The organism is Tardiphaga sp. (genome assembly GCF_044336785.1).
In the GTDB taxonomy this organism is placed as follows: Bacteria; Pseudomonadota; Alphaproteobacteria; order Rhizobiales; family Xanthobacteraceae; genus Tardiphaga.
Genome location: NZ_JBIIOT010000070.1, coordinates 1 through 26,800 on the forward strand (window position 1 = coordinate 1; position 26,800 = coordinate 26,800).

Consider the following 26,800-nt stretch of genomic DNA (forward strand, 5'->3'; position numbering starts at 1 on the left):
TTTAGGGCAGATGGCAAGAAATTGTCTAATCTGCAGGCCATTCAGCTATGGCGCGAAAAAACGCTGATTTTCAACTGCAGGCAGGAAAGTCCCGCACAAAGTGGCTCAGAGCGCGTCGCTGTCGGTCTCGCCGGTGCGGATGCGGAGCGCGCGGTCGATGGGGGTGACGAAGATCTTGCCGTCACCGATCTGGCCGGTGCGGGCGCTGGAGGAGATCACTTCGACGGTCTTGTCGGCGAGGCTGGAATCCACCGCGATCTCGAGGCGCAGCTTGGGCAGGAAATTCACGATATATTCGGCACCGCGATACATCTCGGTATGGCCCTTCTGCCGGCCATAACCCTTCACCTCGGTGACGGTCATGCCATGCACGCCGATGGCGGTCAGTGCCTGACGCACTTCGTCGAGCTTGAACGGCTTGATGATCGCGACCACGAGCTTCATGACAGGCATCCTTTAAGGCAATCCCAGCCCTGCTTACGCAATCAGGGGATGGATGGCCAGAGGGGCGCGCAGGCAGTTCCCTCTCCCGCTCTTGCGGGGGAGGGTTAGGGTGGGGGTGTCTCCCAAACTCCTGAGCGTGTGGCTGCCCCCACCCCGGCCCTCCCCCGCAAGCGGGAGAGGGAGAAGAGAGCGCTTGGCTGCGTCACAACAAACACACCCCGCCGATATAGGCCCGGCGCTGCCGCACGATGCTGACGCGCTCGAACAATCCGGCGGTGGTGAATGGATCGGCGGCGATGAAGGCTTCAGCCTCGGCGCGATCCTCGGTGTCGAGCACATAGATGCCGCCGCCAAGATCGCTGCCGTCATCGTGGAGCTTGGCGCCGCAGGCCAGCAGCTTCTTGGCGTGCCTGGCCAGAAACGCCAGATGCGCGGGACGATGCTCGGCGCGGATCGCCTGGCTGTCGCGCTTGTCGAAGGTTTCGATCACGTAAGGCATGTGTGTCTCTATCGTTAGGCTCGGGCCGTAGGATGGGTTGAGGGGCGATACCCATCACAACAAGCGCCGGAGCCCGCGGTGATGGGTATCGCTGCGCTCAACCCATCCTACAAGTCTCAGCTCTTCGGCTTCTCGCGGCGCTCGCGCACCGAACCTTCTTGCGCGACCGAGGCGACCAGCGTGCCGTCGGGCTTGAAGATCATGCCGCGGGCGAGGCCGCGGCCGTTCTGGGCGCTCGGCGAATCCTGGCTGTAGAGCAGCCATTCGTCGGCCCGGAACGGGCGATGAAACCACATCGCGTGATCGAGGCTCGCCGCCATCGCCTGGCCGTCGAACAGCGTGCGGCCATAGCGCGACATGATGGAATCGAGCAGCGAGAAATCCGACGCATAAGCGAGCGCGCACATATGCAGCGCCGGGTCGTCCGGCAGCTTGGCGGCGGTGCGAATCCAGAAATTGATGCGGCCGTCCGGGATTTTCTCGCCGGCATAGCGCTTGAATTCCACCGGCCGCAGCTCGATGGGACGGTCGCTCTCGTAATAGCGGCGGATGTAATCCGGCATCTTTTCGATGATCGAGTCCTTTGCCACCTCTTCGGCCGAGAGCTTGTCCGGCGGCGGCACATCGGGCATCGGATCGAAGTGATTGAACGAGTCCTCTTCCTCGGCGTGGAACGAGACCATCATCGAGAAGATCGCCTGGCCATGCTGGATCGCGGTGACGCGGCGGGTGGAATAGCTCTTGCCGTCGCGCAGGCGCTCGACCTCATAGATGATCGGGATCTGCGGATCGCCGGGCAGGATGAAATAGCAATGCAACGAATGCGGCATGCGGCCTTCCACCGTGCGCACCGAGGCGACCAGGGCCTGGCCGATGACCTGGCCGCCGAACACGCGCTGCCAGCGCGTCTTCGGGCTGCGGCCGCGGAACATGTTCACCTCGATGGTCTCGAGATCGAGGATGTCGATCAGATCGATCAGGCTCTTGGACATGTTTGGGTCTCTCGGCGTTTCTTGTGGTCAGCAGCGGGGGCGTGACGGGCGATTAACCAGGGACGGATGATCCAGGTCATGGTTCCCCGCCCTTGTTTCGCATTCCTGTTTCGCCCAGCTATAAGCGCGTGGCAACAGCAGGAACGGGTATCATGGCGGCACAAAAAGGCATTGTCATCGGCGGCGGCGCATTCGCCGGTCTGGCGCTGGCTTTGGCATTGCGCCAAGGGCTTGGGCCGGATGTGCCGGTGATCGTCGCCGATCCCGCGCTGGCGACCCGGCCGAGCCGCGATCCGCGGGCGTCGGCCATTGTGGCGGCCTGCCGGCGGATGTTCGATGCCATCGGCGTCTGGGACGCCGTGGCTGCAGAGGCGCAGCCGATCCTCGATATGGTGGTGACGGATTCCAAGGTCGATGACGCCACGCGGCCGACCTTTTTGACCTTTGCCGGCGAAGTCGAGCCGGGCGAGCCGTTTGCCCATATGGTCGAGAACCGGCGCCTGATTGATGAGCTGGTTCAGCGCACCGAGGCTGCCGGTATCGATCTCCGTGCGACGCCGGTGACGACCTTCGATGCGCGGCCCGATGGCGTCAGCGTCACGCTTGGCGATGGCAGTGTGATCGAGGCGGCATTGCTGGTGGCGGCCGATGGCGCACGCTCGAAGCTGCGCGAACGCGCGGGGATTGCGACCCATGGCTGGGATTATGACCAGTCCGGTATTGTCGTCACCGTCGGCCATGAGCGCGATCATGAAGGCCGGGCGGAAGAACATTTTCTGCCTGCCGGCCCGTTCGCGATCCTGCCGCTGAAGGGCAATCGCTCATCGCTGGTCTGGACGGAGAAGCGCCGGGATGCCGAACGCATCGTCGCGCTGCCGGAGGATGAATTCCATACCGAGCTGGAGCGTCGCTTCGGCCTGCATCTCGGCGAGGTGAAAGCGCTCGACAAGCCGCGTGCCTTTCCGCTCGGCTATTTCGTCGCGCGCTCCTTCATCGGCGAGCGCCTCGCACTGATCGGTGATGCCGCCCATGTGATCCATCCCATTGCGGGGCAGGGGCTCAATATGGGCCTGAAGGATGTGGCGGCGCTGGCGGAAAGCATCGTCGATGCGGCACGGCTTGGGATGGATTTCGGGCAAAGCGATGTGCTGGAGCGCTATCAGCGCTGGCGCCGCTTCGACACCATGAGCATGGGTGTGGCGACGAATGTGCTGAATTTCATGTTCTCGAACGACCTGCCCTTCGTGCGCGGCATTCGCGATATCGGTCTCGGCATCGTCGATCGCCTGCCGCCGCTGAAAGGCGCGTTCATCAAGCAGGCGGCGGGACTGTCGGGCGAAGTGCCTCGGTTGTTGAAGGGCGAGGCGATCTAACTCAGCCCCCTCATGGTGAGGAGGCGCGTAGCGCCGTCTCGAACCATGAGCTGGCCTGGCTCCGCGTTCGTGGCCATCCTTCGAGACGCGCGCGTTGCGCGCTCCTCAGGATGAGGGCCGGCACCTCAATCGATCTTCCTCGCCTCTTCCGGCAGCATGATCGGGATGCCGTCGCGGATCGGATAAGCGAGCTTGGCCGAACGCGAGATCAGCTCCTGGCGACCCGCGTCGAATTCGAGCTGGCCCTTGGTCACCGGGCACACCAGGATTTCCAGGAGCTTGGGATCGGTGCCGTCCTGCGGATCGGTCGTCATGTTCATTCAAAACTCCGGATCATTGCAGCGGTGGATCGCCGCTGGTGCGTTTCTTGGCGAGGTCCATCTCGGTGATGGCGATCAGGATTTCGGCGCGCGTCTTGAGATCCGGCGCTTCCAGCATCGCCTGTTTCTCCGGCGGGCCGTAAGGCGACATCATCGCAAGCGCATTCACCAGCGCCTCGTTCGGCGCCTTGTGGATGCCGTCCCAATCGACCTTGAGGTTGTTGGCCTTGAGGAAATCGCCGAGCACTGCGACCAGCGCATCGCGGTCGACGTCGTCCTCGCCCTTGCGCGCCGTGAAATCATCGACAAAGGGGAAGTAATCGACCTTGCATTGGCGATACTGCGTCAGCACCGACAGTTCCTCGATCACTTCGAAACGCGACACGCCGGTGAGTTCGAGGATGTAGCGGCCATCGCCGGATTCGGCGAGCTGGGTAATGCGGCCGACACAGCCGACCTTGAACAGCGACGGGTGTTCGTCATCGTCTGAATGCACCGCATCGGGCTGGATCATGCCGATCAGGCGGTGGCCGTCGCGAAACGCGTCGTCCACCATCGCCAGATAGCGTTGCTCGAAGATGTTGAGCGGCATCTGCCCGCGCGGGAGCAGCAAGGCGCCCGGCAGCGGAAATACCGGAATCACTTCCGGCAATTCGGCAGGCCCGCGATAGTCGGCATTGATGGGCATGTCCGGTTCCGATGCGTCGTCAGAGGCAGTTACGAGAACAGGATAGTCGACAAACGCCGGCGTCCGTCAACGGTCGCTTCATCCACCGGGCCCCAGGCCTCGAAGAACTGCAGCAGCTGCTTGCGGGCGCCGTCATCGTTCCACTTGCGGTCGCGCTTCACGATCTCGAGCAGGTGCGTCACCGCCTGCTCGCGCTGGTTGGCGCCGTTCAGCGCCACCGCAAGATCGAAACGCGCCTGATGATCGAGCGGATCAGCGGCGACCTTGGCTTCGAGTTCGGTCACCGGGCCGAGCGCATTGGCCTGCTCGATGAGATCGATCTTGGCCTGCACCGCCGTGACGGCAGCCTCCTCGCGCTTGGCGGCGGGGACCAGTTCCAGCGTCTGCTTGGCCTGTTCGATGGCGCTGGTGGCGACATAGCAGCTGGCGAGGCCAGCGATGGCGGCGATATTGGTGGCGTCAGCAGCGATGATCTCGCCATAGATCGAGGCGGCCGTGGCCGGATCGCCTTCGACCAGAATGCCTTCGGCTTCTTCCAGCAATTCAGCGGTGGTCGGCTCTGCGCCGGGGCGGCCGGCGGTGAGCTTGTTGATGAAGTCGGTGACCTGGCTCTCCGGCACCGCGCCCATGAAGCCGTCGGCCGGGCGGCCATCGACGAAGGCGATCACGGCCGGGATGGACTGGATGCCCATCTGGCCCGGAATCTCCGGATTCTCGTCGATATTCATTTTCACCAGCTTGACCCGGCCCTTGGCGGCGGTCACGGCCTTCTCGATGATCGGGGTCAGCTGGCGGCACGGGCCGCACCACGGCGCCCAGAAGTCGATCAGCACCGGCTGGTGCTTCGATTCCTCGATCACGTCCTGCATGAAGGTGCGGGTGGTGGTGTCTTTAATGAGGGCAGACCCTGCCTGCGGCATCGGTTCGCCGCCCTGTTCCATGATGGTCACGTCAACCTCACCTGTGTCCGGGAAATTCTGCGCGCTTCTAGCACGCCTGATGCGCATTAAATGGCGTCCGTGGCAGTAATTTGCAATCGGATGGCGGCAGCCGCATTGCCGCGGAATGCGGTTGCCGGCCGCAAACCAGGTATTTCCGGCCTTATTTGATGGTTTGGCGCGCCAAAACCGGTCAAAAATCCGATTCACGGAACTTGGCACATTCCTTCGTCTTTCTGTTGCAATCGCCGCCGGCATTTGGCATATGTCCGCGCGTCGGCGGCGCACCATCGTTGCCGCTTCTAGGATGCGGGTGTAGCTCAGTGGTAGAGCACGACCTTGCCAAGGTCGGGGTCGAGGGTTCGAGCCCCTTCGCCCGCTCCAGAACTTCCGCTCCTGAAAAACCTGCTCTCAAAGCACCGCCATTTATCGGATATTTGCCGCCATGCGGCCGCATTGTCGCGCGTTGATCCATCTCGCTTGAAATCGGGCAAGGTTGCGCAGACAATCGCCGTCGCACGGGTGTGAGACGAAGATGCCGTCGACTACGGATTCCAATCTGGAAATAGCCAGGCGCGCCAATGACGAGGCGCGGGCCGATTTTGCGACCTGGCTGATGATGTCGAAGCTGAACAGCGTCAGTGCCCTGCCCGCGGAAGCCCAGACATTCTTTGCCGGCTATCTTGCCTTGGCCGCGCGTGGCAAACAGGCCGAGTCCGCGGCGGCCGAGGCGACCATCCAGACCGTCTATCGCCATTACTATGCCCGCATGGGCGGCACCGGCTCTGCGCCGGTGATCAAGCCGGCCCCGAAATCGAAACTCATGTCCGACAACAATTCGAACAACCGCGACAACGTCACCCCCTTCCGCCGCATCAAGCCGGACACGCCGCCGCCGCGCGAAAAGAAGAAAATGCCGGTGGCACTGATCTTCATCGGGCTCGTGGTGCTCGCCATTGCGTGGCGCTATCTGAGCAAGGGCAGTTTGTAACTTCGCCACTTTAGCTCCACCCTCATCCTGAGGAGCCGCGTAGCGGCGTCTCGAAGGATGGCCAAGTGTCTGGATTGAAGCCAGCTCATGGTTCGAGACGGCGCTGCGCGCCTCCTCACCATGAGGGCTTGTGCATTGCATCTCGCATTCGCATCGCAACTAACAAAACGCACGCGCGTCATGCGCGCGTTGCTGCATAGTTGCACTTTTCACCCGCGACATTTGTGCTAGCATCCCTTCGTCTACTTCAATCAGCAGACCAATAAAGTTCGTCTCGAACGATCAATAAAACATAGCAGCCTCAGTTCTCGTCACAGGGACCCGCTGCACAGGGAGTGAACGCGATGAAATCGATATTTGGTCGATCCGTTCTTGCATGCGCCGTGATTCTCGCCACTGTCGGGATCACCCACGTCAGCGCGCAGCAAAAGCTCAAGAGCTACAAATCAGACACCAAAGATTTCTGGACCAATCCGCCTGATGACTGGTTCCTCGGCGACGAGACCGAAGCACAGAAAGGTCTCGCGCCCCCGTCCGGCCCGCCCACTGGCGCGTCTGACAAAGAACTCGCCGACATGATGAAAAAGATCAAACTGCCGGCGGGCTTCAAGATCGAGGTCTATGCGTCCGGCGTGCTGGCTGCGCGGCAGATGGCCTGGGGTGATAACGGCACGCTGTTTGTCGGCTCGTTCGGCATCGGTAATGTCTATGCGATCACCGACAAGGGCGGCAAGAAAGAGGTCAAGACCGTTCTCAAGGGCATGAAGATGCCCACCGGCCTCGCCTTCCAGAATGGCGCGCTCTATGTGATCGATATCGACAAGCTGATCCGTTACGACAATGCGGAGGCCAATCTCGATAATCTCGGCACCGGCAAGGTCGTCTATGACGACATGCCGTCCTATGCGGCGCATGGCTGGAAGTATCTCGCGCCGGACAAGGATGGCTGGTTCTATGTGCCATTCGGCCCTCCCTTCAATATCGGCATTCCGCCGACCTCGCTGTCGCAGATCCGCCGCGTCGATCCGAAGACGGGGAATGCTGAGATCGTGGCCCTCGGCGTCCGCAACAGTGTCGGTGGCGACGTCGATCCGCGCACCGGCAAATACTGGTTCACGGAGAATGCACGTGACTGGATCAGCGACGACATGCCGAGCGACAAGCTCAACATGATCACGAAGCTTGGCGAACACTTTGGTTATCCGCATTGCCATCAGGGCGACATGGAGGATCCCAAATTCGCCATGGGGCATAAATGTTCGGAGTTCACGCCACCGGTGCTCAATCTCGGCGCTCACGTGGCACCGCTCGGCATGAAGTTCTACACCGGCGACATGTTTCCCGCCGAATACAAGAACAACATCTTCATTGCCGAACACGGCTCGTGGAATCGGCACAAGTATCAGGGCGCGCGCATCAAGCGCGTGATTGCCGATCCCGATGGCAAGAACGCCAAGCAGGAGGATTTTGCGACAGGCTGGATCGAGGGTGACCAGGGCTATCTCGGCCGCCCCGCCGATGTGGTGCTGGCGAAAGATGGCTCGCTGCTGATCGCGGATGACTGGGCCGGTGCGGTGTACCGGATCTCTTACGCGAAGTGACGTGACGATTATGGCGTAAGGAGAGGCCGCGCTCCGGCCCTCCACGTCATTGCGAGCGCAGCGAAGCAATCCAGAAAGCCAAGAACTGGATTGCTTCGTCGCTTCGCTCCTCGCAATGACGAGCCTGAACACGAGCGAACCGGAATGCGGAAATGCAATCCCGATCGATTCTCGCTTCTTTCTGCATACTTGCACTCAGTTTTATGCCGTCCGCTGCCGCCGACATCCCTGCCGGCAAGGAAAAAGCTGAACTCTGCATCGGTTGCCATGGCGAGAACGGCATCTCGCAGATGGAGAACACACCCTCCCTCGCCGCGCAACCCGATCAGTTCATCCAGTGGCAGCTGATCTTCTTTCGTGCCGGCACACGCAAGAGCGAGGAGATGAAGCCGATTGTCGAGCAGCTCGACAATAATGACATCCGCAATCTCGGTGCCTATTTCGCGTCGCTTCAGCCGCCGGAGAAGAAGGCGGATGACAATCCCGATCTGTCGGCCAAGGGCAAGCAGGCGGCAGCCGGCCGGCGCTGCGCATCATGTCATCTGGATAGTTATGCCGGCACCAAGGCGGTGTCGCGCCTCGCCGGGCAGCGCGAGGATTATCTGCTGAAGGCGCTGCGCGACTACAAATCCGGCGCGCGTGCTGGTGGCGGCATGGCCGCGATGGCGGAGGTGGCCTACTCGCTCAGCGAGGAGGAGATCGAGGCGCTCGCGCATTATCTCGCGCATTTGTAGCGAGTGTCGTCCCCGCGAAGGCGGGGACCCATACACGATGTAGATACGGGCGAAGCGCGATCGGTGTAAATCTGCGTTAATTCACACCCGACAGAGGTTATGGGTCCCCGCCTTCGCGGGGACGACAAGAACTATGCGCCCCGCTGATTCTCATACGTCTTCAGATGCGTATAGATCATCCGCAGCCGCGGCACCGCGACTTTGGCGGCGTCCGCACGGGCGATCATGTCGCCGACGATCTGGTCGGCTTCGATCGCGGATTTGCCGAGGATGTCGCGATACATCGAGGCTGTCGCCTTCGATCCCTCCGCCGTGAGCATGGCCTCGGTGCGTTCGATGAAGGCCGCGCGTGGTGTGAAGCCGTTGGCAACGGCTACTGCGGCGCATTCGTCGCGGACGCCGAGAATGAAATCACGGCCGCCGGGTGCGGCAAGAATGTCGCCGATGGCGCCGCGCATCGATGAGGTCGATCCAGCGATGCTGGCGAGAAACACCCATTTCTCCCACATGTCGTGGATGATCGTTTCGGAGGCGGCGCCACCGAAATTGCCGGTCTTCATAATCGCGTCGATGGCCTTGGCACGTTCAGAGCTGCCACCCTTGCGCTCACCAAAGCTTAGCACCTGAAGCGGCGTCATCTGCACGACCTCGCGCTGCTCGTTCAGCGTGGCGGCGATCTGGCACTGACCGCCCATCACCGCATCCTCGCCAAAAATGCCTTCGAGGACGTCCAGATGCTTCATGCCGTTGAGCAGCGGAATGATCGTCGTCTTCGGGCCGACGGCCGGCGCAAAGGACTTGATGGCGTCGTCGAGGTCGAAGGCCTTGCAGCTCAGCAGCACCACGTCGAATGTCTCGGTGAGCGCATCGGCCTGCACCGTGGGTGGGTTCTTCAGCGTCACGTCGCCATGGGGGCTCTTGATCACGAGGCCGGCACTGGCGAGTTCGCTAGCGCGCTTGGGGCGGACCAGGAAAGTGATGTCGTTTCCGGCCTGCAACAGCCGTCCACCAAAATAGCCGCCGATGGCGCCGGCGCCGACCACGAGAATACGCATGGGATGATGTCCGTTTAGGAGTGAAAAGCTAATTCGACATTAGCCGTCATTGCGAGCGAAGCGAAGGAATCCAGCTCTATGGCAAGGCAGGGCTGGATTGCTTCGTCGCAAGAGCTCCTCGCAATGACGGTTGAAAGGGTCACCACTTTTCGCCAAACGGTCGAATCTCCATCTCGAACGTCCACGCGCTGCGTGGCTGGCTGTAGAGTTGCCAGTAAGACTCCGCCACCGAGGCCGGCGGCATCAGCAGGTCGGGATTGTCCAGCGCAGCCGGCCCCAGCGATTCCAGCCGGCGTTGCCGCACCCATTCGGTATCGACGCCGGAGTCGATGATCAGATGCGCCACATGGATATTCTGTGGGCCGAGTTCGCGCGCCATCGCCTGTGCGACGGCGCGCAGGCCGAATTTGGCGGAAGCGAAAGCCGCGAAGCCGGAGCCGCCGCGGAGGCTGGCAGTGGCGCCGGTAAAGAAGATGTTGCCCTGCTTGCGCGGCAGCATCAGCCGCGCCGCTTCGCGGCCGGCGAGAAAACCGGAATAGCACGCCATTTCCCACACTTTGCGAAAGACCCGTTCGGTGGTGTCGAGGATCGGGAAATTGACGTTGGCGCCGACATTGAAGATGCAGACCTCGAGCGGCGCATGGGCATCGGCGTCATTGAGGAAGGCGGTGATCTCCTCCTCCTTGCGGGCATCCAGCGAACGCGCATGGATGCTGCCGCCTCTGGCCTCGATCTCGGCCACCAGCGGCGCCAGCTTGTCGCCGTTGCGGCGGCCGGCAAAAATCGTAAAGCCTTCGGCGGCGAATTTCTTGGCGATCTCGGCGCCGATGAAATCGCCGGCGCCGATCACGGCCACGGTGGCGTTGCGTTTGGTCACGAGTCGTCTCCTCCTTTTACAGTCCTCATCCTGAGGAGCGGCGTCTTCGCCGCGTCTCGAAGGATGGCGACACACTCCTCATGGTTCGAGACGGCGCCAAGAAGCGCCTCCTCACCATGAGGTCTCGAAGCCAATGGACTAAGGTGCGATCATCTCCTCGACTTCGCGCAGCTGCTCCTTGCCGAAGAACATCTCCTTGCCGACGAAGAAAGTCGGCGAGCCAAATGCGCCCCGCTCCACGGCATCCTGCGTATTGGCGATCAGCTTGGCCTTCACTTCGGGCTCCTGCCCGCGCGACAGCAGTTTTGCAGCATCAAGGCCCGATGCATTGAGCGCGGCGATGGCGACTTCAAGATCGTCCATCTTCTTCGGCTCCACCCACATGTGATGGAAGGCCGCTTCGATGTATTTTTCGAACACGCCTTCGAGCTGGGCTGCGACGGCGGCGCGCATCAGGTTCAGGGTGTTGACGGGGAAATGCGGATTCCATGCATAGGGCTTCACCTTGAAGCGCTTTACGAAACGATCGGTCTCGATCTGGTGAAACTCGCGTTTGTTCTTCACGCCGGCATAGGTCTCGGCGGGCGAGCGGTTGTTGGTGGCCTTGAAGATGCCGCCCAGCAGCACGGGGACATAGTCGAACTTTGCACCAGTCCGCGCCTCGATGGCGGGGATCGCCTCATGGCTGAGAAAGGCATTGGGACTGCCGAAATCGAACAGGAACTGGGGCGAGTTGGTCATGTCTGCTCCCTGTGCGTGGCGGCTTCGGGTGCCGCCAACTTATATGACGCGTGTCATTCAAAGAGAGCCTAGCGGCTGATCCGCGAGGGATCAACCGCCAGGGCATGTGCTAATCGCGATCGCTGAATGCAAGCGCGATGATGTGATCGCGGATGTCCACCGGCCAGGGCGCGATCAGCTCGCCGAATTTGCGACGGTCGGCGGCGAACAGCGCGCGCGAGGCATCCTCGAAATCCGGCAGGTCGCCGGCCATCGCGGACATGAAGTGATAGGCCGCGTCGCGGGCTGCCCGGCTGCGATCGCGGTCGCCATTGGTGCGGCGGGCCTCCTCCACCAGCTTTCGCAGGGCCACCGAGGCGCCACCCGGTTGGTCGGCGAGCCAGTCCCAGTGCCGCGGCAGCAGCGTGATCTCGCGGGCGACCACGCCGAGCCTGGGCCGGCCACGGCCGCGCGGCTCGGCGGGTGTCTCCGGCTCCGCCGCCGTGGGCGGCTGCAGCCGGGCGACGATCTCCCGATGGCTGCCGCGCAGATCCACGTCGAGGGATTTGCCGGTGGCATTGTCGAAAATGATGACGGGATCGGCCATCACTCCGGTAGCAATCTTCACGGCCACCGCCACCTCGGCCAATGGCCCGGACGCCAGCAGTTTCGGGCCGGCAAACGCGCTATAGGGAGCTGTCATCGTCGTTTCGGTCATCATGGGAATTGGCTCGTCCGGTCATCAAGATGGGCGCTAATTATACCCGGATAATAATTACGTCAATATTACCCGGGCAATAATTTTGCTCGGCAAGAGGCCAGGAAAAACGCATGCTTACGGTCCATCACCTCAACAATTCCCGCTCCCAGCGCGTGCTCTGGCTGCTCGAGGAGCTCGGCGTACCTTATGAAATCGTGCGCTACCAGCGGCAGCCGAACATGCTGGCGCCGAAGGAGCTGCGCGCCATTCACCCGCTCGGCAAGTCGCCGGTCATCACCGACAATGGCAACACGGTCGCCGAGTCTGGCGCCATCGTCGAATACATCATCAAGACCTATGGCAATGGCCGGCTGATCCCGGCGGACAATACGCCCGAGCGGCTGCGCTACACTTACTGGCTGCATTATGCCGAAGGCTCGGCGATGCCGCCGCTGCTGCTCAAGCTGATCTTCGGCCTGCTGCCGAAACGTTCGCCATTTTTCATGCGCCCCTTCGTCAATGCGATCTCGGCGAAAGTGCTGGCGACGATGGTAACGCCGCAGCTCAAGCAGCATATGGCGTTCTGGGAAGGCGAACTCGGCAAAAGCGAATGGCTGGCCGGCAATGACTTCACCGCGGCCGATATCCAGATGAGCTTTCCGTTCGAGGCGGCCAGTGCGCGGGGCGGGCTCGACCAGAACTATCCGAAAGCGATGGCCTGGCTGGCGAAGATCCATGCACGCCCCGCCTATCAGCGTGCGCTGGACATCGGCGGGCCGTACGAGGTTGGAAAATAGTTCGGGGCGGAGCGGCGCCGGTCCCCCTCGACGCCGCTCCGCGCCCCTCAGTTGCCTCCGGTGATCTTCACCGCTGCGATGTCGAAGGGCTTCGTCTTCGCTTCCGCGTCGACGGCCTTCGCGATCTCCAGATTCACTGAGTCCTGCACCTTCGGCACGCGCGGCAGCAGCTTCTCGCCGTGGCCCCATTCGCCCATGCGCTGCATGCTGGCGAGGCCGGCCGGCGAGACCGCCGTGGTGATGTCGGCAAAGGTCTTCGCGCTCCAGTTCGGATCGAAGGTCGAGGCGCGCTCGATCACTTCGGTCGGGATGCTCTTGGCCGGCTCGAGCGACTGGAACCACTTGTTGGTGCGGTCGTGATTCTGGCTGGCATAGAACAGCGCTTCCGCATGCGCACGCAGGAAACGCTTCAGCACGTCGGGCCGCTTGCTGACGAATTCATCGCGCGCCTGTAGCACCATCGCCGGCGCGGTGTTTTGCGAGATCACCTTGGCAAGACCGGCCTGTTCGAACAGCGTCACCCACGGATCCCACATGAAGAAGGCGTCGATCTTCTGCGCACGCACGGAGTCGGCAAGCTCGGGCGTGCCGAGATTGACGAAGTTCATGTCGCTGCCGACCTTGAGGCCGGCGCCGCGCACGGCCTCCTGCGCATTCAGATAGGCCGTGATGCCGAACAGCCCGAACACCTGCTTGCCCTTGAGGCCCGCCAGTGAATCGATACCCGACTTGGTGGTCGCCAGCACCGCCGAGCGGAAACTCGACTGATGCGCCACCACCTTGATCGGCGCGCCCGCCGCCATCAGCATGACCGCACTGAAATCGGCGACACTGCCGATATCGGCTGCACCGGACACCAGCGCCTCGTTGATCGGCGGGCCGCCGGCGAACTGGATCATCTCCAGCTGCAAGCCGTGTTTCGCCGCGATGTCGGTGTTCTTCAGCGTGTGCTGAAGCTGCGCGGACACCGTCACGGTGTTGGTCCAGCAGAATTTGACCTTGTCGAGCGCCTGGGCGCGCGCGACATAGGGGGCCGCGAATGCGGAGCCGACGCTGCCTGCGAGCAATGCATTGAAATGACGGCGTGTGAAATGGGCCATGCGTATTGTCCTTCCGCGTATCAATGGCGAGCGATACCCGCACGCGCGCGCGTGCAGACGTGAACATGCGTCGTCGCGCATCCCGGCGGTGCGCGGACATGACGATCTCGAATGGATGATGGTGCGCATGCGGCCGTTGGTCAGGATGCCCAGCCGTCTCTATCCCTGCGTCGATGCCAAGTGTGGTCGGCGGAATGGCTTGCTGTCAAAGCCATATGTTTTGCAGCGCAGGCGCGATTTTTGAGCATGCGATGATAAGGCGCCCGCTTTGGGCGGCACAGGCTCGCTGACAGGTCGCCATTGCCAGCGATGCGCGATCCAGCGTTGCCGGATAGTTCGAACCGGGAAAAACCATCGGCTCTTCCCGGTCTCCTGATGATGAAGCTTAGTGTGTCAGGTACGGACAGCCACCTTCCGCCATCGGGCGAAACGCCTCATCGCCCGGAATCGTCGTCACGGTTTCATACAGATCCCACGGCTGCTTCGATTCCGTCGGCTTCTTGATGCGCATCAGATACATGTCGTGCACCATGCGGCCGTCGTCGCGGACCTTGCCGCCTTGCGCGAAGAAATCGTTGACCGGATTGGCGCGCATCCAGGCCATCACCTTCTCGGTCTCGGTGCTGTTCGTTGCGGCGACCGCCTTGAAGTAATGGCGCAGCGATGAGTTCACGCCGGCCTGATAGGCGGTCGGCATGGCGCCATGGCGCTTGTAGAACTCCTGGCTGAAAGCGCGCGTTTCTGGCGTGCGATCCCAGTAGAATGAGTCGGTGAACATCAAATCATGGGCATTGGCGAGGCCCATGGCGTACACGTCGGTGAGGGTCACCTGCAGCGCCACGATCTGCATGCTGCTCTGGATGTTGAACTCGGCCGCCTGGTTCACCGCCGTGGAAAAATCGGCGCCGGCATTGGCGAGGCCGAGAATCTTTGCGCCCGATGACTGCGCCTGCAGCAGGAACGACGAGAAGTCCGCCGTGCTGAACGGATGCTTCACCGAACCGATCACCTTGCCACCGGCGGTGGTGACGGCCTTCGAGGCATCACGCTCCAGTGCTAGGCCGAAGGCATAGTCGGCCGTCAAGAAGAACCAGGAATCGCCGCCGCGCTTGACGATGGCCTTTGCGGTGCCGTTCGCCGCCGCATAGGTGTCATAGGTCCATTGCACGGAGGTCGGCGAGCACTGCTTGCCGGTGATGTCGGACGAGCCGGCGCCGGAGATCAGAAAGATCTTCTTGCGCTCGCGGGTGAGGTTCTGCACGGCTAGTGCCACGGCGGAATTCACGCCTTCGGACACCACGTCGATCTTCTTGTTGTCGATCCAGTCGCGCACGATGGCGGTGGCGACATCGGGCTTGTTCTGGTGATCGCCGGAAATGATCTCGATCTTGCGGCCATTGATGCTGCCGCCGACTTCTTCGGCCGCCATCTGTGCCGCGATCACAGAACCCTTGCCATTGCCGTCGGCATATTGACCGCTCATGTCGGTGATCACGCCGACCCGCAGCACGCCATCTTCCGCGCGCATGGCAGCGGTCGAACACATCAGCAGCACGCTGGCCGCAACGGCTTTTACGAAATTCAAAGTCACGCAGTTTTCTCCCTTGGACGCCCCTGTTGCGAGGCTGATCACGGCGCTCGAGAGCGCGGCGTCGGCAGGGAGGTTGCCGGGGGTGCGACATTTTGGCAATGCGCGAAGCTACCCGTGAGCGCCTCGCTGCCATGCGGGTAAAGGCGCTGTGTCGCCTTTGAGTTGCCGCTGGTCCTGGCCCCACGCATGCGTGGGGCCGACGCAGGTGTCAAACCGGCGGAAAGCCGAACAGTTTCTGCGGATTGCTGGTGAGGATGCGATTCCGTGTCGCTTCGTCCGGCACCCAGTCGGCCAGCAGATCCTGCAGGTCGCCGACGCTCGGCATCGTGTTCCAATTGGCCACATGCGGCCAGTCCGAGCCCCAGACGCAACGGTCCGGATTGGCCGCGACGAGCTTGTGAGCGAACGGCACCGTATCGCGATAGGGCGGCCCGCCCTCCACGCTGGTGCGGTTGGGGCCGGAGAGCCGAACCCAGGCGCCGTCACGGACAATGCCGACCAAGGCGTCGAAGCCGGGATCATCGATGCCGCGTGAGGTCGGGAAGTGTCCCATATGATCGACGAGGAACGGCACCGGCAGTTTGGCAAAGCGCGACGCCAAGGCCGAAATGTCCCGGGCGTCCATCAGGAACTGCAGGTGCCAGCCCATCTCGCGGCAGAGAGCGGCGTAATCTTCGAGCTGATCAAAACCCTTGCCGCCGCCATAGAGCACGTTGAGACGGAGACCGACCACGCCGGCTTCCTTCAACGCGGCTTTTTCCTTCTCTGGGCAATCGAGATCGATCACCGCGATGCCGCGCAGGCGTGCGCGGTTGGCGGTGAGTGCATCTATCAGTAAGCGATTGTCGGTGCCGTGCACGCTGACCTGGGTCAGCACGCCATAAGTCGCGCCCGTCACATCCAGCATCGAGAGATAGGACGCAGCCGTCGCCTCAGGCGGCGTGTAGCTGCGCTCGGCCACGAACGGATAGTCGGGCGGCAGGCCGATCACATGTGCATGCGTATCCACCGTGCCGGGCGGGACGGTGAAGCGCGTGGTGCGGCGCTGGATGGGCGCCGGCCCCGGGCATGCCCGGGGCTCGGCCGATGATGTGTCAGGCGTCTGCATGGAGAATACGTCCGCGGGTTTCGGGCAGCGCGAAGGCTGCAAGGAAGAACAGAGCATAGGCGGCCACGGCGAAGATCGCGATGGCATTGCCGAGACTTGTGGTGTTGGAGAGCGCGCCGACCAGGAAGGGAAACAGCGCGCCGATGCCACGGCCGAAATTGTAGCAGAAGCCCTGGCCCGAGCCGCGCAGGCGGGTCGGATAGAGTTCGGTGAGGAACGCACCCATGCCGGAGAAGTAACCGGACGCGAAGAAGCCGAGCGGGAAGCCGAGAACCCAGAGGATCTCGTTGGTGAGCGGCAGCTGCGTATAAGCGATGATGACCGCGATGGCGCCGATCGAGAAGATCAGGAACAGGTTCCGCCGGCCGATGCGATCGGCAAGCCACGCGCCGACGAGATAGCCGATGAAGGAGCCGATAATCAGCGCCGACAGATAGCCGGTGGATGATACGATGGAGAGCTTGCGCTCGGTAGTGAGGAAGCGCGGCACCCAGAAAGTGATGGCATAATAGCCGCCCTGGCAACCGGTAGCGGCGAGCGAGGCGAGGATTGTGGTCTTCAGCATCGCGCCGGCGAAAATTTCGCTCAGCTTCGGACGATCACCGCTGGCCGCCTGTTTGGCACGGGTCTCCGCAGCGATGGCCGGTTCTTCCACATAGCGGCGGAGATACAGCACCAGCAGCGCCGGCAGTGCGCCGATGGCGAACATGTAGCGCCATGCGATATCCGGCGGCAGCAGCGAGAACAATGCCGCCTGCGAGAGCACCGCGAGACCCCAGCCAATAGCCCAGCCCGATTGCACCGAGCCGACCGCGCGGCCGCGATATTGCGGACGGATCGCCTCGCCCATCAGCACCGCGCCCGCCGCCCATTCGCCGCCAAAGCCGATACCGAGCAAGGCACGTGCGATGAGGAGCTGATCGAAGTTCTGCACGAAGGCGCAGACCAGCGAGAAGAACGAGAACCAGAGAATGGTGATTTGCAACGTTCGAACGCGACCGATGCGGTCAGCGAGATAACCGCCGAGCCAGCCGCCGAGCGCCGATGCGAGCAATGTCACCGTGCCCGCGAGGCCGGCCGTGCCGGGATCGACCTTCCACAAGACGATGATCGTGCCGATCACCAGCGGATAGATCATGAAGTCCATGCCGTCGAGCGCCCAGCCGGTAGCGCAGGCCCAGAAGGTGCGCCGCTCGGGCACGTTCATGTCGCGATAGAATGCGAGAAGGCTGGTGTCTTCGATTTCGGCGCGCTCGATGGCGCCCGATCCGTTCGGTGTGTTGCTCATTGTTTCCCCCTGTCTTCGATCGGTCAGGCATTTCGCCTGCCACCAATTCCAGAACATCGGGAATGTTTAGTATCCCGATGCCGTAGCGCCACGCGTACGCGGATCGGGAGCACCGAGCAAGCTATCCGGCGTTGCAAGAATAGAATTTGCCGAAGTCTGGCCCATGGGGAAGACAATGCTATGGCCTAAAGCCTTTAGCGAAATCAATGTCGCCTCGGAGAAGCCGTTCTCGATCCGCACGTCATCGGGCAGCCATTGATGATGCAGTCGCGGGGCAGCAACGGCGGACATCACATCCATTCTGTAGTCGATCACATTGACGATCACCTGCAGCACCGTCGAAATGATGCGGCTGCCGCCGGGCGATCCCGTGACAAGTACCGGCTTTCCGTCCTTCAGCACGATGGTCGGCGTCATCGAGGAGAGCGGGCGCTTGCCTGGTCCGGGCAGATTGGCCTCATAGCCCACGAGGCCGTAGGCATTGGATGCGCCGGGCGATGCGGTGAAATCGTCGAGTTCGTTGTTGAGCAGCACGCCGGTGCCTTCAGGTACGAGACCCATGCCGTAACTGAAGTTGAGCGTGTAGGTGTTGCTCACCGCATTGCCGGCGCTGTCGAGAACGGAATAGTGCGTGGTGTTCTGCCCTTCGCGCGGCGGCTTCGGCGCATCACTCCAGGGCGTCGCCCGCTTGGGATCGATCGTGGCGCGCTGCTTCACTGCATAGTCCTTCGAGATCAGCGTTGCGATCGGCGCATTGACGAAAGCGGGATCGCCGAGATAGCGCGCGCGATCGGCATAAGCACGCTTCATCGCCTCGATGAGCAGATGCAGCGACGGCGCGGAGCCCTGCTGCATCTCGGCAAGCGGAAAGCCTTCGAGAATGTTGAGCGTCTCCAGCAACACCGTGCCGCCTGAGGACGGCAGCGGCATCGAGACGATGTCATAGCCGCGATAGGTGCCACGCACGGGCTCGCGGATGACAGGTCGATAAGTCTTGAGATCATTGAGCGTGAAGATGCCGCCGGCATTATTGATACCGCTGACGAGCTTCTCGGCGACGGGGCCCTCGTAGAAGCCGCGCAGCCCCTTTTGCGCGATGGCCGTCAGCGTGTCCGCGAGGTCGCTTTGAACGAGCCTGTCGCCCTCGCGCAGCGATGTGCCATCGCCGCGCGAAAAGATCGATTTGCTCGTTGGCCAGCGCGCCAGGCGGCGATGCCAGTCGGGCAATGTGTCGGCGCCGTCGTCGGTGAGCACAAAACCGTCGCGCGCAAGCACAATGGCCGGCTGCAGCAAATCGGACAGCGTGAATTTGCCCGAGCCATATTTCTCCAGTGCCAGTGCGAGTCCTGCCACCGTGCCGGGGACGCCGATCCCGAGTGCACTATCGCGCGACTTCGCGATATCCGGCTTGCCGTCGCTGCCGAGAAACATGTCGCGCGTCGCCTTGCCGGGCGCCGTCTCGCGATAGTCGATGGTGACGTCCTCGCCTTTAGCGGTGTGGATCACCATGAAACCGCCGCCGCCGATATTTCCGGCGCGCGGATACGTGACAGCCATGGCAAAGCCGGTGGCCACGGCCGCATCCACGGCATTTCCGCCACGCGCCATCACATCGGCGCCAACCTGTGCGGACAGCCGCTCCTGCGCCACGACCATTCCGTGTTGCGCGGTGACGGGCTTCAGCGTGCCCAACGGTGCGGGAGTATAGTTATCGCGCGACTGTTGCGCGTTTGTCGGCTCGGCCGTCGCCAATATTGCTACGAGTGCTGCAGCGCATGCACAACGCAGGAAAGTAAAACACGTCATCGATGGCTCCGGCTGAGCGGCGGATACGATCGTTTAACCGCCACCCATGCTATATGGATTGAGAATCGTCATCTACAACACGCGGTTCTTTGAGGAGAACTATCCATGGCGGTCGCCGCCGCACACTCTCCTGTCGCGGCAGTTCCGACGACTTATCCGCCACGCCGTGCCGTGGTCAGCTGGATGTTCTTCGATTGGGCAGCACAGCCCTATTTCAGCCTGATCACGACTTTCGTGTTTGCGCCCTATTTTGCGACGCGCGTCGCCGCTGATCCGGCCATGGGGCAATCCATGTGGGGATTTGCGACCGCAGCCGCGGGCCTGATCATCGCGCTGATGTCGCCCGTGCTCGGCGCCATCGCGGATGCCAGCGGGCGGCGCAAGCCATGGATCGCGGGCTTCGGTGCCATCTTCGTGATCGGTGCCTGCCTGATGTGGATCGGCAAGCCCGGTGATCCCGCGCTGATCCTGCCGCTGCTGATCGCTTATGGCTTTGCCACCATCGGCGTCGAATTCGCCACGGTGTTCAACAATGCGATGATGCCGACTCTGGTGCCGCCGGACAAAATCGGCCGGCTCTCGGGCTCCGGCTGGGCGCTCGGTTATGTCGGCGGCATTCTCAGCCTCATTGTCGTGCTCGGCTTCATGGCGGCCAATCCCGTGAGCGGCAAGACGCTGTTCGGTTTGACGCCGATCCTTGGCCTCGATCCGGCGAGCTTCGAAGGCGATCGCATTTCGGGGCCGCTATCGGGCCTGTGGTTCGTCGTATTCGTGTTGCCGATGTTTCTGTTCACGCCGGATTTTCCGGCCAGAGTGAAAGCCAGCAATGCGGTCCGCGCCGGCCTCACCGATCTCGGCCATACGCTGCGCGAATTGCCGAAGCACAAATCCATGATGGCGTTTCTGATCGCCAACATGATCTATACCGATGGCCTTGTTTCGCTGTTTGCCTTTGGTGGCATCTATGCGGCTGGCACGTTCGGCTGGAATACGATTCAGATCGGCACGTTCGGAATTATCCTCGCCATCGCCGGCACGTTCGGCGCGTTCATGGGCGGCAAGCTCGATGATGCGTTCGGGCCGAAGCGCGTGATTGCCGGCGCGTTGCTGTTGCTGCTGGTGGCTGTCGTGTCGATCCTGCTGATCGACAAGGAGACCATCCTGTTCATGAAAGTGACCCCGCCGCAGCCGAATGGCGGGCTGTTCGCTGCGCCTGCCGAGAAGGCTTATCTCCTGCTCGGCTGCCTGATCGGCATGGCCGGTGGACCGCTGCAGGCGGCGTCGCGCACGCTGCTGATCAGGCTCGCACCGCAGGATCGCATCGGCCAGTTCTTCGGCCTGTTCGCACTGACCGGCAAGGTGACGTCATTCATGGGGCCATTGCTGATCGGCCTCGTCACCGCGGTCACGGCGAGCCAGAAGGCGGGAATGGCGGTGCTGGTGATGTTCTTCGTGGCGGGGCTGGGACTGCTGGCACGGGTGCGGCAGGCTTAACTCTCACTGTCGCCACCCGGCTTGACCGGGTGGTCCATGAAACGCAGAAGCCTGCGTTTCATCTCTCTTGTGAGTGTCTATTGGATCGCCCGGTCGAGCCGGGCGATGACAGTAGAGTTGTGACTAGTGCTTGAAGTGCCGGGTGCCGGTGAACACCATGGCGATCCCGGCATCGTCGGCGGCCTTGATCACTTCGTCGTCGCGCACCGAGCCGCCCGGCTGGATCACCGCCGTCGCGCCGGCTTCGATCGCCACCAGCAAACCATCCGCAAACGGGAAGAATGCGTCGGAGGCGACCACCGACCCCTTGGTCATCGGCTCGGCGAGCTTCAGCTCCGCCGCCGCATCCTGCGCCTTGCGGGCGGCGATGCGGGCACTGTCGATACGGCTCATCTGGCCGGCGCCGACACCGACGGTGGCGAGATCCTTCGCGTAGACGATCGTGTTCGACTTGATGTGCTTGGCGACACGGAAGGCGAATTTCAGATCGCGCAGTTCGGCGTCGGTCGGCTGCCGCTTGGTCACGACCTTCAGCGTCATGTCGTCGACCACGGCATTGTCGCGGCTCTGCACCAGCAGACCACCGGCGACGGTCTTCGCCGTGAAGCCAGCCGCGCGCGGATCCGGCAACGAACCTGCCAGCAGCAGACGCAGATTCTTCTTCGCCGCGACGATGGCAATCGCCTCATCCGTTGCATCCGGTGCCACGATCACTTCGGTGAAGATCTCGGTGATCACTTTCGCGGTCTCGGCATCCAGCGTCTGGTTCAGCGCGACGATGCCGCCGAACGCCGAGGTGGAGTCGCAGGCCAGCGCCTTGCGATAGGCCTCGACCAGATTGCTGCCTTCCGCCACGCCGCAGGGATTGGCGTGCTTGACGATGACGCAGGCCGCGGTGCGCTTGGGATCGAACTCGGCGATGGCCTCATAGGCTGCATCGGTGTCGTTGATATTGTTGTAGGAGAGCTGCTTGCCCTGCACCTGCCGCGCCGAGGCGACGCCGGGGCGCAGTTCGGGGGTGCGATAGAAAGCTGCGGTCTGGTGCGGGTTTTCGCCATAGCGCAGCGCTTCCACCAGCTTGCCGCCGACGGCGCGGAAATCCGGCGCATCGGTCTTGAGCTGGTCGGCGAACCAGTTGGAGATCGCGGCATCGTAAGCGGCGGTGCGCGCATAGGCTTTTGCAGCCAGGCGGCGGCGCAGCGTCTGCGTTGTGGCGCCCTTGTTGGTCGCGAGCTCGTCGAGCACTGCCTGATAGTCCGAGGGTTCGACCACGACGGTCACGTCATCATGGTTCTTCGAGGCGGCGCGGATCATCGCCGGGCCACCGATATCGATATTCTCGATGCAGTCGTCCCACGACGCGTTCTTCGCCACCGTCTCTTCGAACGGATAGAGGTTCACGACCAGCAGATCGATCTGCGCGATGCCGTGATCGGCCATGGCCTTCTTGTGCTCGGCATTGTCGCGGATCGCGAGCAGGCCGCCATGCACCTTCGGATGCAGCGTCTTGACGCGGCCATCCATCATTTCCGGGAAGCCGGTGAGGTCGGAAACGTCCGACACCTTGAGGCCCGCCGCAGCGATCGCCTTGGCGGTACCGCCGGTGGAGACGAGATCGACGCCATGCGCGGACAGCGCGCGGGCGAATTCGATCAGTCCGGACTTATCGGAAACGGACAAGAGAGCGCGAGTGACCTTGCGCGGATGGTCGGTCATGACTGTGTATCCCGTGGGAGAAGGCAGCCGCGTAGCATGGTTTGGCGGGGCGTGAAACCGGGGCGGCTGGCATGCCAGCAATTTGCGGGCGGTCCCAAACTCCTGCCCTCATGGTGAGGAGGCGCGTAGCGCCGTCTCGAACCATGAGATGGCTAGCCTCCGGAGCCTGGCGGCCATCCTTCGAGACGCGGCCTGCGGCCGCTCCTCAGGATGAGGGGCAGGGAGTATTGATTTACAACGGCAATTCCGGCTCGCGCCGTGCGTTGCGCCGGGCGCTCGTTTGCGACGGCGACGAATTCGACCGCGCAAAGCTCCAGCGCACGCTGCCGGTCTGGCGCGCGTCCTGATGGATCACGATCTGAGCGGTGCGGCGGGGGCCGTCATTGCCGGCCAGGAACACGCTGTCCTCGAGATCGACCTTGTCGTCCAGCGCCTCGAAGGTCCAGACGTCGCGGTTCGGCAGCACCAGCATGACGCCGCGGGCATCGCTCAACCGGCTCGCTTTCACTGACGGGTGCAGATGGAAGCGGATCGCATAGTCCGTGTTGTTGCCCTTCAGCCGTGCGCCGGGCGCGGGGGCAACAATGTCCTCGCCATCCAGCCGGTTGCCATCGGCGGCGATGCTCAGGATGCGGCGATGCTCGATGCCGAAGCGCGATTTGTAGCCGTCATGGGCGGTGGTCAGCATGGTGCCATCGGACGTCACCTCGCGATAGTTCTCGACCGTGTTCGGACCACCGGTGATCGGCGAGCCGCGCAAGAATTTCTTCATGGCGCCGGCTTCGACGAACTGGCTCGATGAGGCGTTATGATAGGTCACCGTCGAATGCGCCGGCGTCGAGCGCGCAAACACACGCCAGTTGTCGCGTGCGGTCGATGGCATGCCGCAATTGGTGACGATGCGGCTGGCGCCCGATGAGAGTTCGAACGCGAGCGTGCCCGCATGCGCCTCGTGGCTGACATCGGGCGGTGGCGGCGGGCCAGTGTCGATGATGACGACCATGTTGCCGGCTTCGACGCGCTGGAATCCGGTATGCGGCATATGCGCCATGGGCACGCCGTGGGTGTCGTCATAAGCGAGCAGTGTCGCCACCAGATGCGACGCCGTCGAACTCATGCCGTTGAACAATGCGAAATTGCCGTCGCCGTGGCGGAAGAAGCGCAGCATCGGCATCATGCGGTCGATGGCATTGAGCAAGGCCGGCGGCGGCGCGATGTTTCGCGCGGCAAATGTCTGGCGCAGGGGCAACAGGTCGATCAGCAGTTCGATCAGCGCATTCGGATTGCGCGAGACATGGCCGCCATCGGGCAGGATCTGTCGCTGTAGTTCATCCGACAGCCGTTTTGCAGCGGCACGGATATTGTTGGCTTGGTTGGCGAGGCAGAGCGAGGCGTAGCACAGCGCGATGAGTACCTGCATCTTCGGAAGGCCGTCGGCCGCGCTCGGCAGCGCATAGCGCAGCGTACGGATCTCGCGCGCCAGCATGCGCAGATAGCGGCGATAGAATTTTCCGTCGGTGTCGCCCAGCACCAGTGGCGCCTGCGACAATAGCGAAATCACGCGACGCGCGACCACTTCGGGCCGGCGGCCGATCGGCCGCTTGCGCGCCGTGTTCGACATCCAGTCGTCGATCAGCGAGCGCGCATTGGCGCGGGTGATGGCGGTGTCGGCGGCGCGCAGATGGCGCAACCAGCCGAAGCCGAGCAACGAGACTTCCCAGTCTTCCGATGGCGGTTCCAGATCGAAGATCGAGCGGCCGTGGCAGGTGACAATCTTGCCAGCGAAGACGAAGCGGCCCGCATAGATCTCGGCGGCACGCGTCGCGTCGGTGGTGCGCAGGTCGTGCGGCGCAATCAGCAGGCGATCGGTGCGGCCGGGCCACAGACGCGAGACCGCCGCCGAGCCGCCGGACATGCGCGCGAGCGCACTCCGCGCGAAGCGGCCGAGGATCAGCCTCGAAATACGTCTGCGATGAGCGACCACGTGCGCCTTGAAATGGGAAGGAGTTCGATGCGAATCCTTAATAACCGGAAACGCTGTCCGCACACAGCACAAGCAGCCGCCCTGTGGACGCTTCGCCGAATCAGGGAATTATCCTGTAAATATCAGGATTTAATCAGCCGCGCTGCATAGAAGCCGTCGAGCCCGCCAAGCCGGGGATCGGTGTGGGGCAGATGGCTCGGCAAGGTGCGCAGATCGCCATCGGGCGTGATGATCTCGGCCAGACCGGCAACTTCGCCGGCTGTTGCCGGCATGCGGCGCATGCTGGAATCATTTGCCAGCAGATCGGCGATGGCGTGCTCGCCTTCGTCGGGTTCCAGCGAGCAGGTGCAATAGACCAGCATGCCGCCGGGCTTCAGCATGGTCACGGCCTTGGCCAGCAAACGCCGCTGCAAGGCGGTCAGCATGGCGATGTCGGCTTCCTGTTTCAGCCAGGCGACATCGGGATGGCGACGGATGGTGCCGGTGGAAGAACACGGCGCGTCCAGCAGAACGCCGTCAAAGCCTTCGCCCGGATATTCGGTGCCATCGGAGACCACGGTCTCGGCCTGCAGCGAGAGCCGGCCAAGATTTTCGCGCAGCCGCGCCACGCGGTTCGGCGAGCGATCGACTGCGACCACATCGGCACCGCCCTGTGCGAGCTGCGCGGTCTTGCCGCCGGGAGCGGCGCAGAGATCGACGATGCGTTTGCCGTTGAGATCGCCGAACAGCCGTGCGGGCAATGCCGCCGCGGCGTCCTGCACCCACCACTGGCCATCATTGAAACCAGGCAGCATGGTCACCGAGCCCTGCAGCAATGTCCGCACCGTGCCGGTGGGCAGCACTTCGCCATGCAGGCGCGTCGCCCAGGCCTCGGCTTCGGACTTTACGGTGAGATCAAGCGACGGCTCATGGCTGAGTGCAGTGGCGATGTCCCGCGCGGTGGCTTCGCCGTAGTGGGCGGACCAGCGGGCGAACAGCCATGGCGGAATGTCCAGGCTCTGGCCGGCAGCCTCGGCGATCAGGTCATGCCCCTCGCGCGCGCAGCGGCGCAGCACGGCATTGACGAGCCCGGCATATTTCGCGGCGCGCCGGTCGGACTGCACCATGCGCACGGAGAGGTCGACGGCGGCGTGGTCGGGTACATCCATCCAGAGAATTTGCGCAGCACCGATCAGCAGCGCGCTCTGCGCGCGCGGCGCATCGGTGGGAATGCCGCGATCGAGCAGGCGCGAGAGAATCTGGCCGAGCGTACCGAGTCGGCGCAGGATCGTCGCGACAAGGCGACGCATCAATGCGCGGTCGCGGTCCGAGAGCGTTTTCAGGCCGGGATGCGCAGCAGGGCCTTCGAGCTGGTCATCCAGCGTGCGGTGCTTCTGCAGCACGCCATCGAGAATATCGGCTGCGATGCGTCGCGCGGCGAGGCCGGGGACCTCGGGTGGCGGTGCGTATTTCACTTGCGGCATGCAGCAACATCACAATGGAAGATCGGGAATGGCGAGAATTTCGGCCGACGCCAGCGGGCGGGACCGATTCTGTCGCACGCGAATATGCCAAATGTAAGAATCGCCCTTATATGCGCATCATCGCATACTAGCCCTTCGATGCGAAATCGGTAACGTGTGCGGACCCTTGCGGTCACAGGGACCATAGAGATGAACGACAAACCCGAAGATCACTCCATCGTGCCCGAACCGGCGCCGGAAAAGGTGCTGTCGCCTGCGGCGAAGCGGGCCTTGGCGGAAGCCGAAGCGCGCCGCGCGGCGGCAGCCGCACCGACGCCGCATGCGAAGGAATTGCAGGGGCCGGACGGTCCGGAGCCGACGCGTTTCGGCGACTGGGAACGCAAAGGCATCGCGTCGGATTTTTGAGGCGATGATCTTTCACCTCTCCCCACCGGGGAGAGGTCGACACGCGAAGCGTGGCGGGTGAGGGGGAGCGGCGGGCGACGTCATGTGTTGCGCCCCCTCACCTGGCTTGCTGCGCA

Annotated in this window: 25 protein-coding genes and 1 tRNA gene; 8 read left to right on the forward strand and 18 right to left on the reverse strand. The window is 62.8% G+C overall.

The features are described from left to right. Window positions 1-105: 105 nt before the first annotated feature. The 3 genes from ACIQ2A_RS18400 to tesB all read right to left on the reverse strand — a co-directional run bounded on the left by ACIQ2A_RS18400 (window position 106) and on the right by tesB (window position 1,935). A complete protein-coding gene (locus ACIQ2A_RS18400) occupies window positions 106-444 on the reverse strand; it encodes a P-II family nitrogen regulator (protein WP_398481883.1) in 339 nt (112 codons plus the stop codon). Window positions 445-646: 202 nt separating this feature from the next. Beyond that, the gene (locus ACIQ2A_RS18405) at window positions 647-943 is read right to left on the reverse strand and encodes a YciI family protein (protein ID WP_398481885.1); all 297 of its coding nucleotides are present in this window, start codon (window positions 941-943) and stop codon (window positions 647-649) included. A 116-nt stretch (window positions 944-1,059) separates the two neighbouring features. Continuing rightward, a complete protein-coding gene (gene tesB, locus ACIQ2A_RS18410; RefSeq protein WP_398481887.1) occupies window positions 1,060-1,935 on the reverse strand; it encodes an acyl-CoA thioesterase II in 876 nt (291 codons plus the stop codon). Between the two features lie 152 nt (window positions 1,936-2,087). Between tesB and ACIQ2A_RS18415 the strand changes: the two genes are divergently transcribed. Further along, a complete protein-coding gene (locus ACIQ2A_RS18415) occupies window positions 2,088-3,308 on the forward strand; it encodes a ubiquinone biosynthesis hydroxylase (protein ID WP_398481889.1) in 1,221 nt (406 codons plus the stop codon). A gap of 125 nt (window positions 3,309-3,433) precedes the next feature. Here the strand turns inward: ACIQ2A_RS18415 and ACIQ2A_RS18420 are convergent, their stop codons facing one another. From ACIQ2A_RS18420 to trxA, 3 genes are read right to left on the reverse strand one after another with little or no spacing between them, the layout of a single operon-like run. Beyond that, window positions 3,434-3,628, reverse strand: coding sequence for a Trm112 family protein (locus ACIQ2A_RS18420; RefSeq protein WP_398481891.1), 195 nt, complete (start codon window positions 3,626-3,628; stop codon window positions 3,434-3,436). Window positions 3,629-3,641: 13 nt separating this feature from the next. Next, window positions 3,642-4,316 (reverse strand): LON peptidase substrate-binding domain-containing protein, encoded by a 675-nt coding sequence (locus ACIQ2A_RS18425; protein WP_398481893.1) that lies wholly within the window; start codon window positions 4,314-4,316, stop codon window positions 3,642-3,644. A 29-nt stretch (window positions 4,317-4,345) separates the two neighbouring features. Continuing rightward, window positions 4,346-5,257, reverse strand: a complete 912-nt coding sequence (gene trxA / locus ACIQ2A_RS18430; protein ID WP_398481929.1) for a thioredoxin — start codon at window positions 5,255-5,257, stop codon at window positions 4,346-4,348. Between the two features lie 306 nt (window positions 5,258-5,563). Between trxA and ACIQ2A_RS18435 the strand changes: the two genes are divergently transcribed. The 4 genes from ACIQ2A_RS18435 (at window position 5,564) to ACIQ2A_RS18450 (ending at window position 8,580) form a co-directional block, all read left to right on the forward strand. After that, a tRNA-Gly gene (locus ACIQ2A_RS18435) sits at window positions 5,564-5,638 on the forward strand. 151 nt (window positions 5,639-5,789) lie between these two features. After that, window positions 5,790-6,245, forward strand: a complete 456-nt coding sequence (locus ACIQ2A_RS18440; RefSeq protein WP_398481895.1) for a hypothetical protein — start codon at window positions 5,790-5,792, stop codon at window positions 6,243-6,245. 344 nt (window positions 6,246-6,589) lie between these two features. Further along, entirely contained in the window at window positions 6,590-7,846 is a 1,257-nt protein-coding gene (locus tag ACIQ2A_RS18445) for a PQQ-dependent sugar dehydrogenase (protein ID WP_398481897.1), read from the forward strand. 203 nt (window positions 7,847-8,049) lie between these two features. Continuing rightward, window positions 8,050-8,580: a c-type cytochrome gene (locus ACIQ2A_RS18450; RefSeq protein ID WP_398481899.1), complete on the forward strand. Its 531-nt coding sequence runs from the start codon at window positions 8,050-8,052 to the stop codon at window positions 8,578-8,580. 131 nt (window positions 8,581-8,711) lie between these two features. On the opposite strand, the gene panE is transcribed toward ACIQ2A_RS18450, so the two are convergent. The 4 genes from panE to ACIQ2A_RS18470 all read right to left on the reverse strand — a co-directional run bounded on the left by panE (window position 8,712) and on the right by ACIQ2A_RS18470 (window position 11,950). After that, a complete protein-coding gene (panE, locus tag ACIQ2A_RS18455) occupies window positions 8,712-9,635 on the reverse strand; it encodes a 2-dehydropantoate 2-reductase (protein WP_398481901.1) in 924 nt (307 codons plus the stop codon). Between the two features lie 139 nt (window positions 9,636-9,774). Then, on the reverse strand, window positions 9,775-10,512 hold the full coding sequence (locus ACIQ2A_RS18460; RefSeq protein WP_398481903.1) for an SDR family oxidoreductase: 738 nt from the start codon (window positions 10,510-10,512) through the stop codon (window positions 9,775-9,777). Between the two features lie 138 nt (window positions 10,513-10,650). Beyond that, window positions 10,651-11,253, reverse strand: a complete 603-nt coding sequence (locus tag ACIQ2A_RS18465) for a 2-hydroxychromene-2-carboxylate isomerase (RefSeq protein ID WP_398481905.1) — start codon at window positions 11,251-11,253, stop codon at window positions 10,651-10,653. Window positions 11,254-11,362: 109 nt separating this feature from the next. After that, window positions 11,363-11,950 carry a DUF2239 family protein gene (locus ACIQ2A_RS18470; RefSeq protein WP_398481931.1) on the reverse strand — a complete coding sequence of 196 codons (588 nt, stop codon included), beginning with the start codon at window positions 11,948-11,950 and terminating at the stop codon, window positions 11,363-11,365. Between the two features lie 113 nt (window positions 11,951-12,063). Between ACIQ2A_RS18470 and ACIQ2A_RS18475 the strand changes: the two genes are divergently transcribed. Continuing rightward, window positions 12,064-12,729, forward strand: a complete 666-nt coding sequence (locus ACIQ2A_RS18475) for a glutathione S-transferase family protein (RefSeq protein WP_398481907.1) — start codon at window positions 12,064-12,066, stop codon at window positions 12,727-12,729. 47 nt (window positions 12,730-12,776) lie between these two features. Here the strand turns inward: ACIQ2A_RS18475 and ACIQ2A_RS18480 are convergent, their stop codons facing one another. The 5 genes from ACIQ2A_RS18480 to ggt form a co-directional block, all read right to left on the reverse strand. Further along, window positions 12,777-13,829 carry an ABC transporter substrate-binding protein gene (locus ACIQ2A_RS18480; protein ID WP_398481909.1) on the reverse strand — a complete coding sequence of 351 codons (1,053 nt, stop codon included), beginning with the start codon at window positions 13,827-13,829 and terminating at the stop codon, window positions 12,777-12,779. Window positions 13,830-14,214: 385 nt separating this feature from the next. Further along, complete coding sequence (locus tag ACIQ2A_RS18485) at window positions 14,215-15,375, reverse strand: ABC transporter substrate-binding protein (RefSeq protein ID WP_398481933.1); 1,161 nt, start codon at window positions 15,373-15,375, stop codon at window positions 14,215-14,217. 253 nt (window positions 15,376-15,628) lie between these two features. Continuing rightward, window positions 15,629-16,528, reverse strand: a complete 900-nt coding sequence (locus ACIQ2A_RS18490; RefSeq protein ID WP_398481911.1) for an amidohydrolase family protein — start codon at window positions 16,526-16,528, stop codon at window positions 15,629-15,631. Next, window positions 16,515-17,816: an MFS transporter gene (locus ACIQ2A_RS18495; protein WP_398481913.1), complete on the reverse strand. Its 1,302-nt coding sequence runs from the start codon at window positions 17,814-17,816 to the stop codon at window positions 16,515-16,517. The genes ACIQ2A_RS18490 and ACIQ2A_RS18495 overlap by 14 nt, the downstream gene beginning before the upstream one ends. Window positions 17,817-17,882: 66 nt before the next feature. Beyond that, window positions 17,883-19,622: a gamma-glutamyltransferase gene (gene ggt, locus ACIQ2A_RS18500; protein ID WP_398481916.1), complete on the reverse strand. Its 1,740-nt coding sequence runs from the start codon at window positions 19,620-19,622 to the stop codon at window positions 17,883-17,885. Between the two features lie 105 nt (window positions 19,623-19,727). On the opposite strand from ggt, the gene ACIQ2A_RS18505 reads away from it, so the two are divergent. Then, window positions 19,728-21,116 (forward strand): MFS transporter, encoded by a 1,389-nt coding sequence (locus ACIQ2A_RS18505; protein ID WP_398481918.1) that lies wholly within the window; start codon window positions 19,728-19,730, stop codon window positions 21,114-21,116. 123 nt (window positions 21,117-21,239) lie between these two features. Here the strand turns inward: ACIQ2A_RS18505 and purH are convergent, their stop codons facing one another. From purH to ACIQ2A_RS18520, 3 genes are all read right to left on the reverse strand, one after another. Further along, on the reverse strand, window positions 21,240-22,832 hold the full coding sequence (gene purH, locus ACIQ2A_RS18510; protein WP_398481920.1) for a bifunctional phosphoribosylaminoimidazolecarboxamide formyltransferase/IMP cyclohydrolase: 1,593 nt from the start codon (window positions 22,830-22,832) through the stop codon (window positions 21,240-21,242). 232 nt (window positions 22,833-23,064) lie between these two features. Beyond that, window positions 23,065-24,747, reverse strand: coding sequence for a heparinase II/III family protein (locus tag ACIQ2A_RS18515; protein ID WP_398481922.1), 1,683 nt, complete (start codon window positions 24,745-24,747; stop codon window positions 23,065-23,067). Between the two features lie 191 nt (window positions 24,748-24,938). Further along, entirely contained in the window at window positions 24,939-26,279 is a 1,341-nt protein-coding gene (locus ACIQ2A_RS18520; protein ID WP_398481925.1) for an RsmB/NOP family class I SAM-dependent RNA methyltransferase, read from the reverse strand. 189 nt (window positions 26,280-26,468) lie between these two features. Here ACIQ2A_RS18520 and ACIQ2A_RS18525 point away from each other — a divergent pair, with 189 nt between their 5' ends. After that, a complete protein-coding gene (locus ACIQ2A_RS18525; RefSeq protein ID WP_398481927.1) occupies window positions 26,469-26,684 on the forward strand; it encodes a DUF1674 domain-containing protein in 216 nt (71 codons plus the stop codon). The last annotated feature ends 116 nt before the right edge of the window (window positions 26,685-26,800 follow it).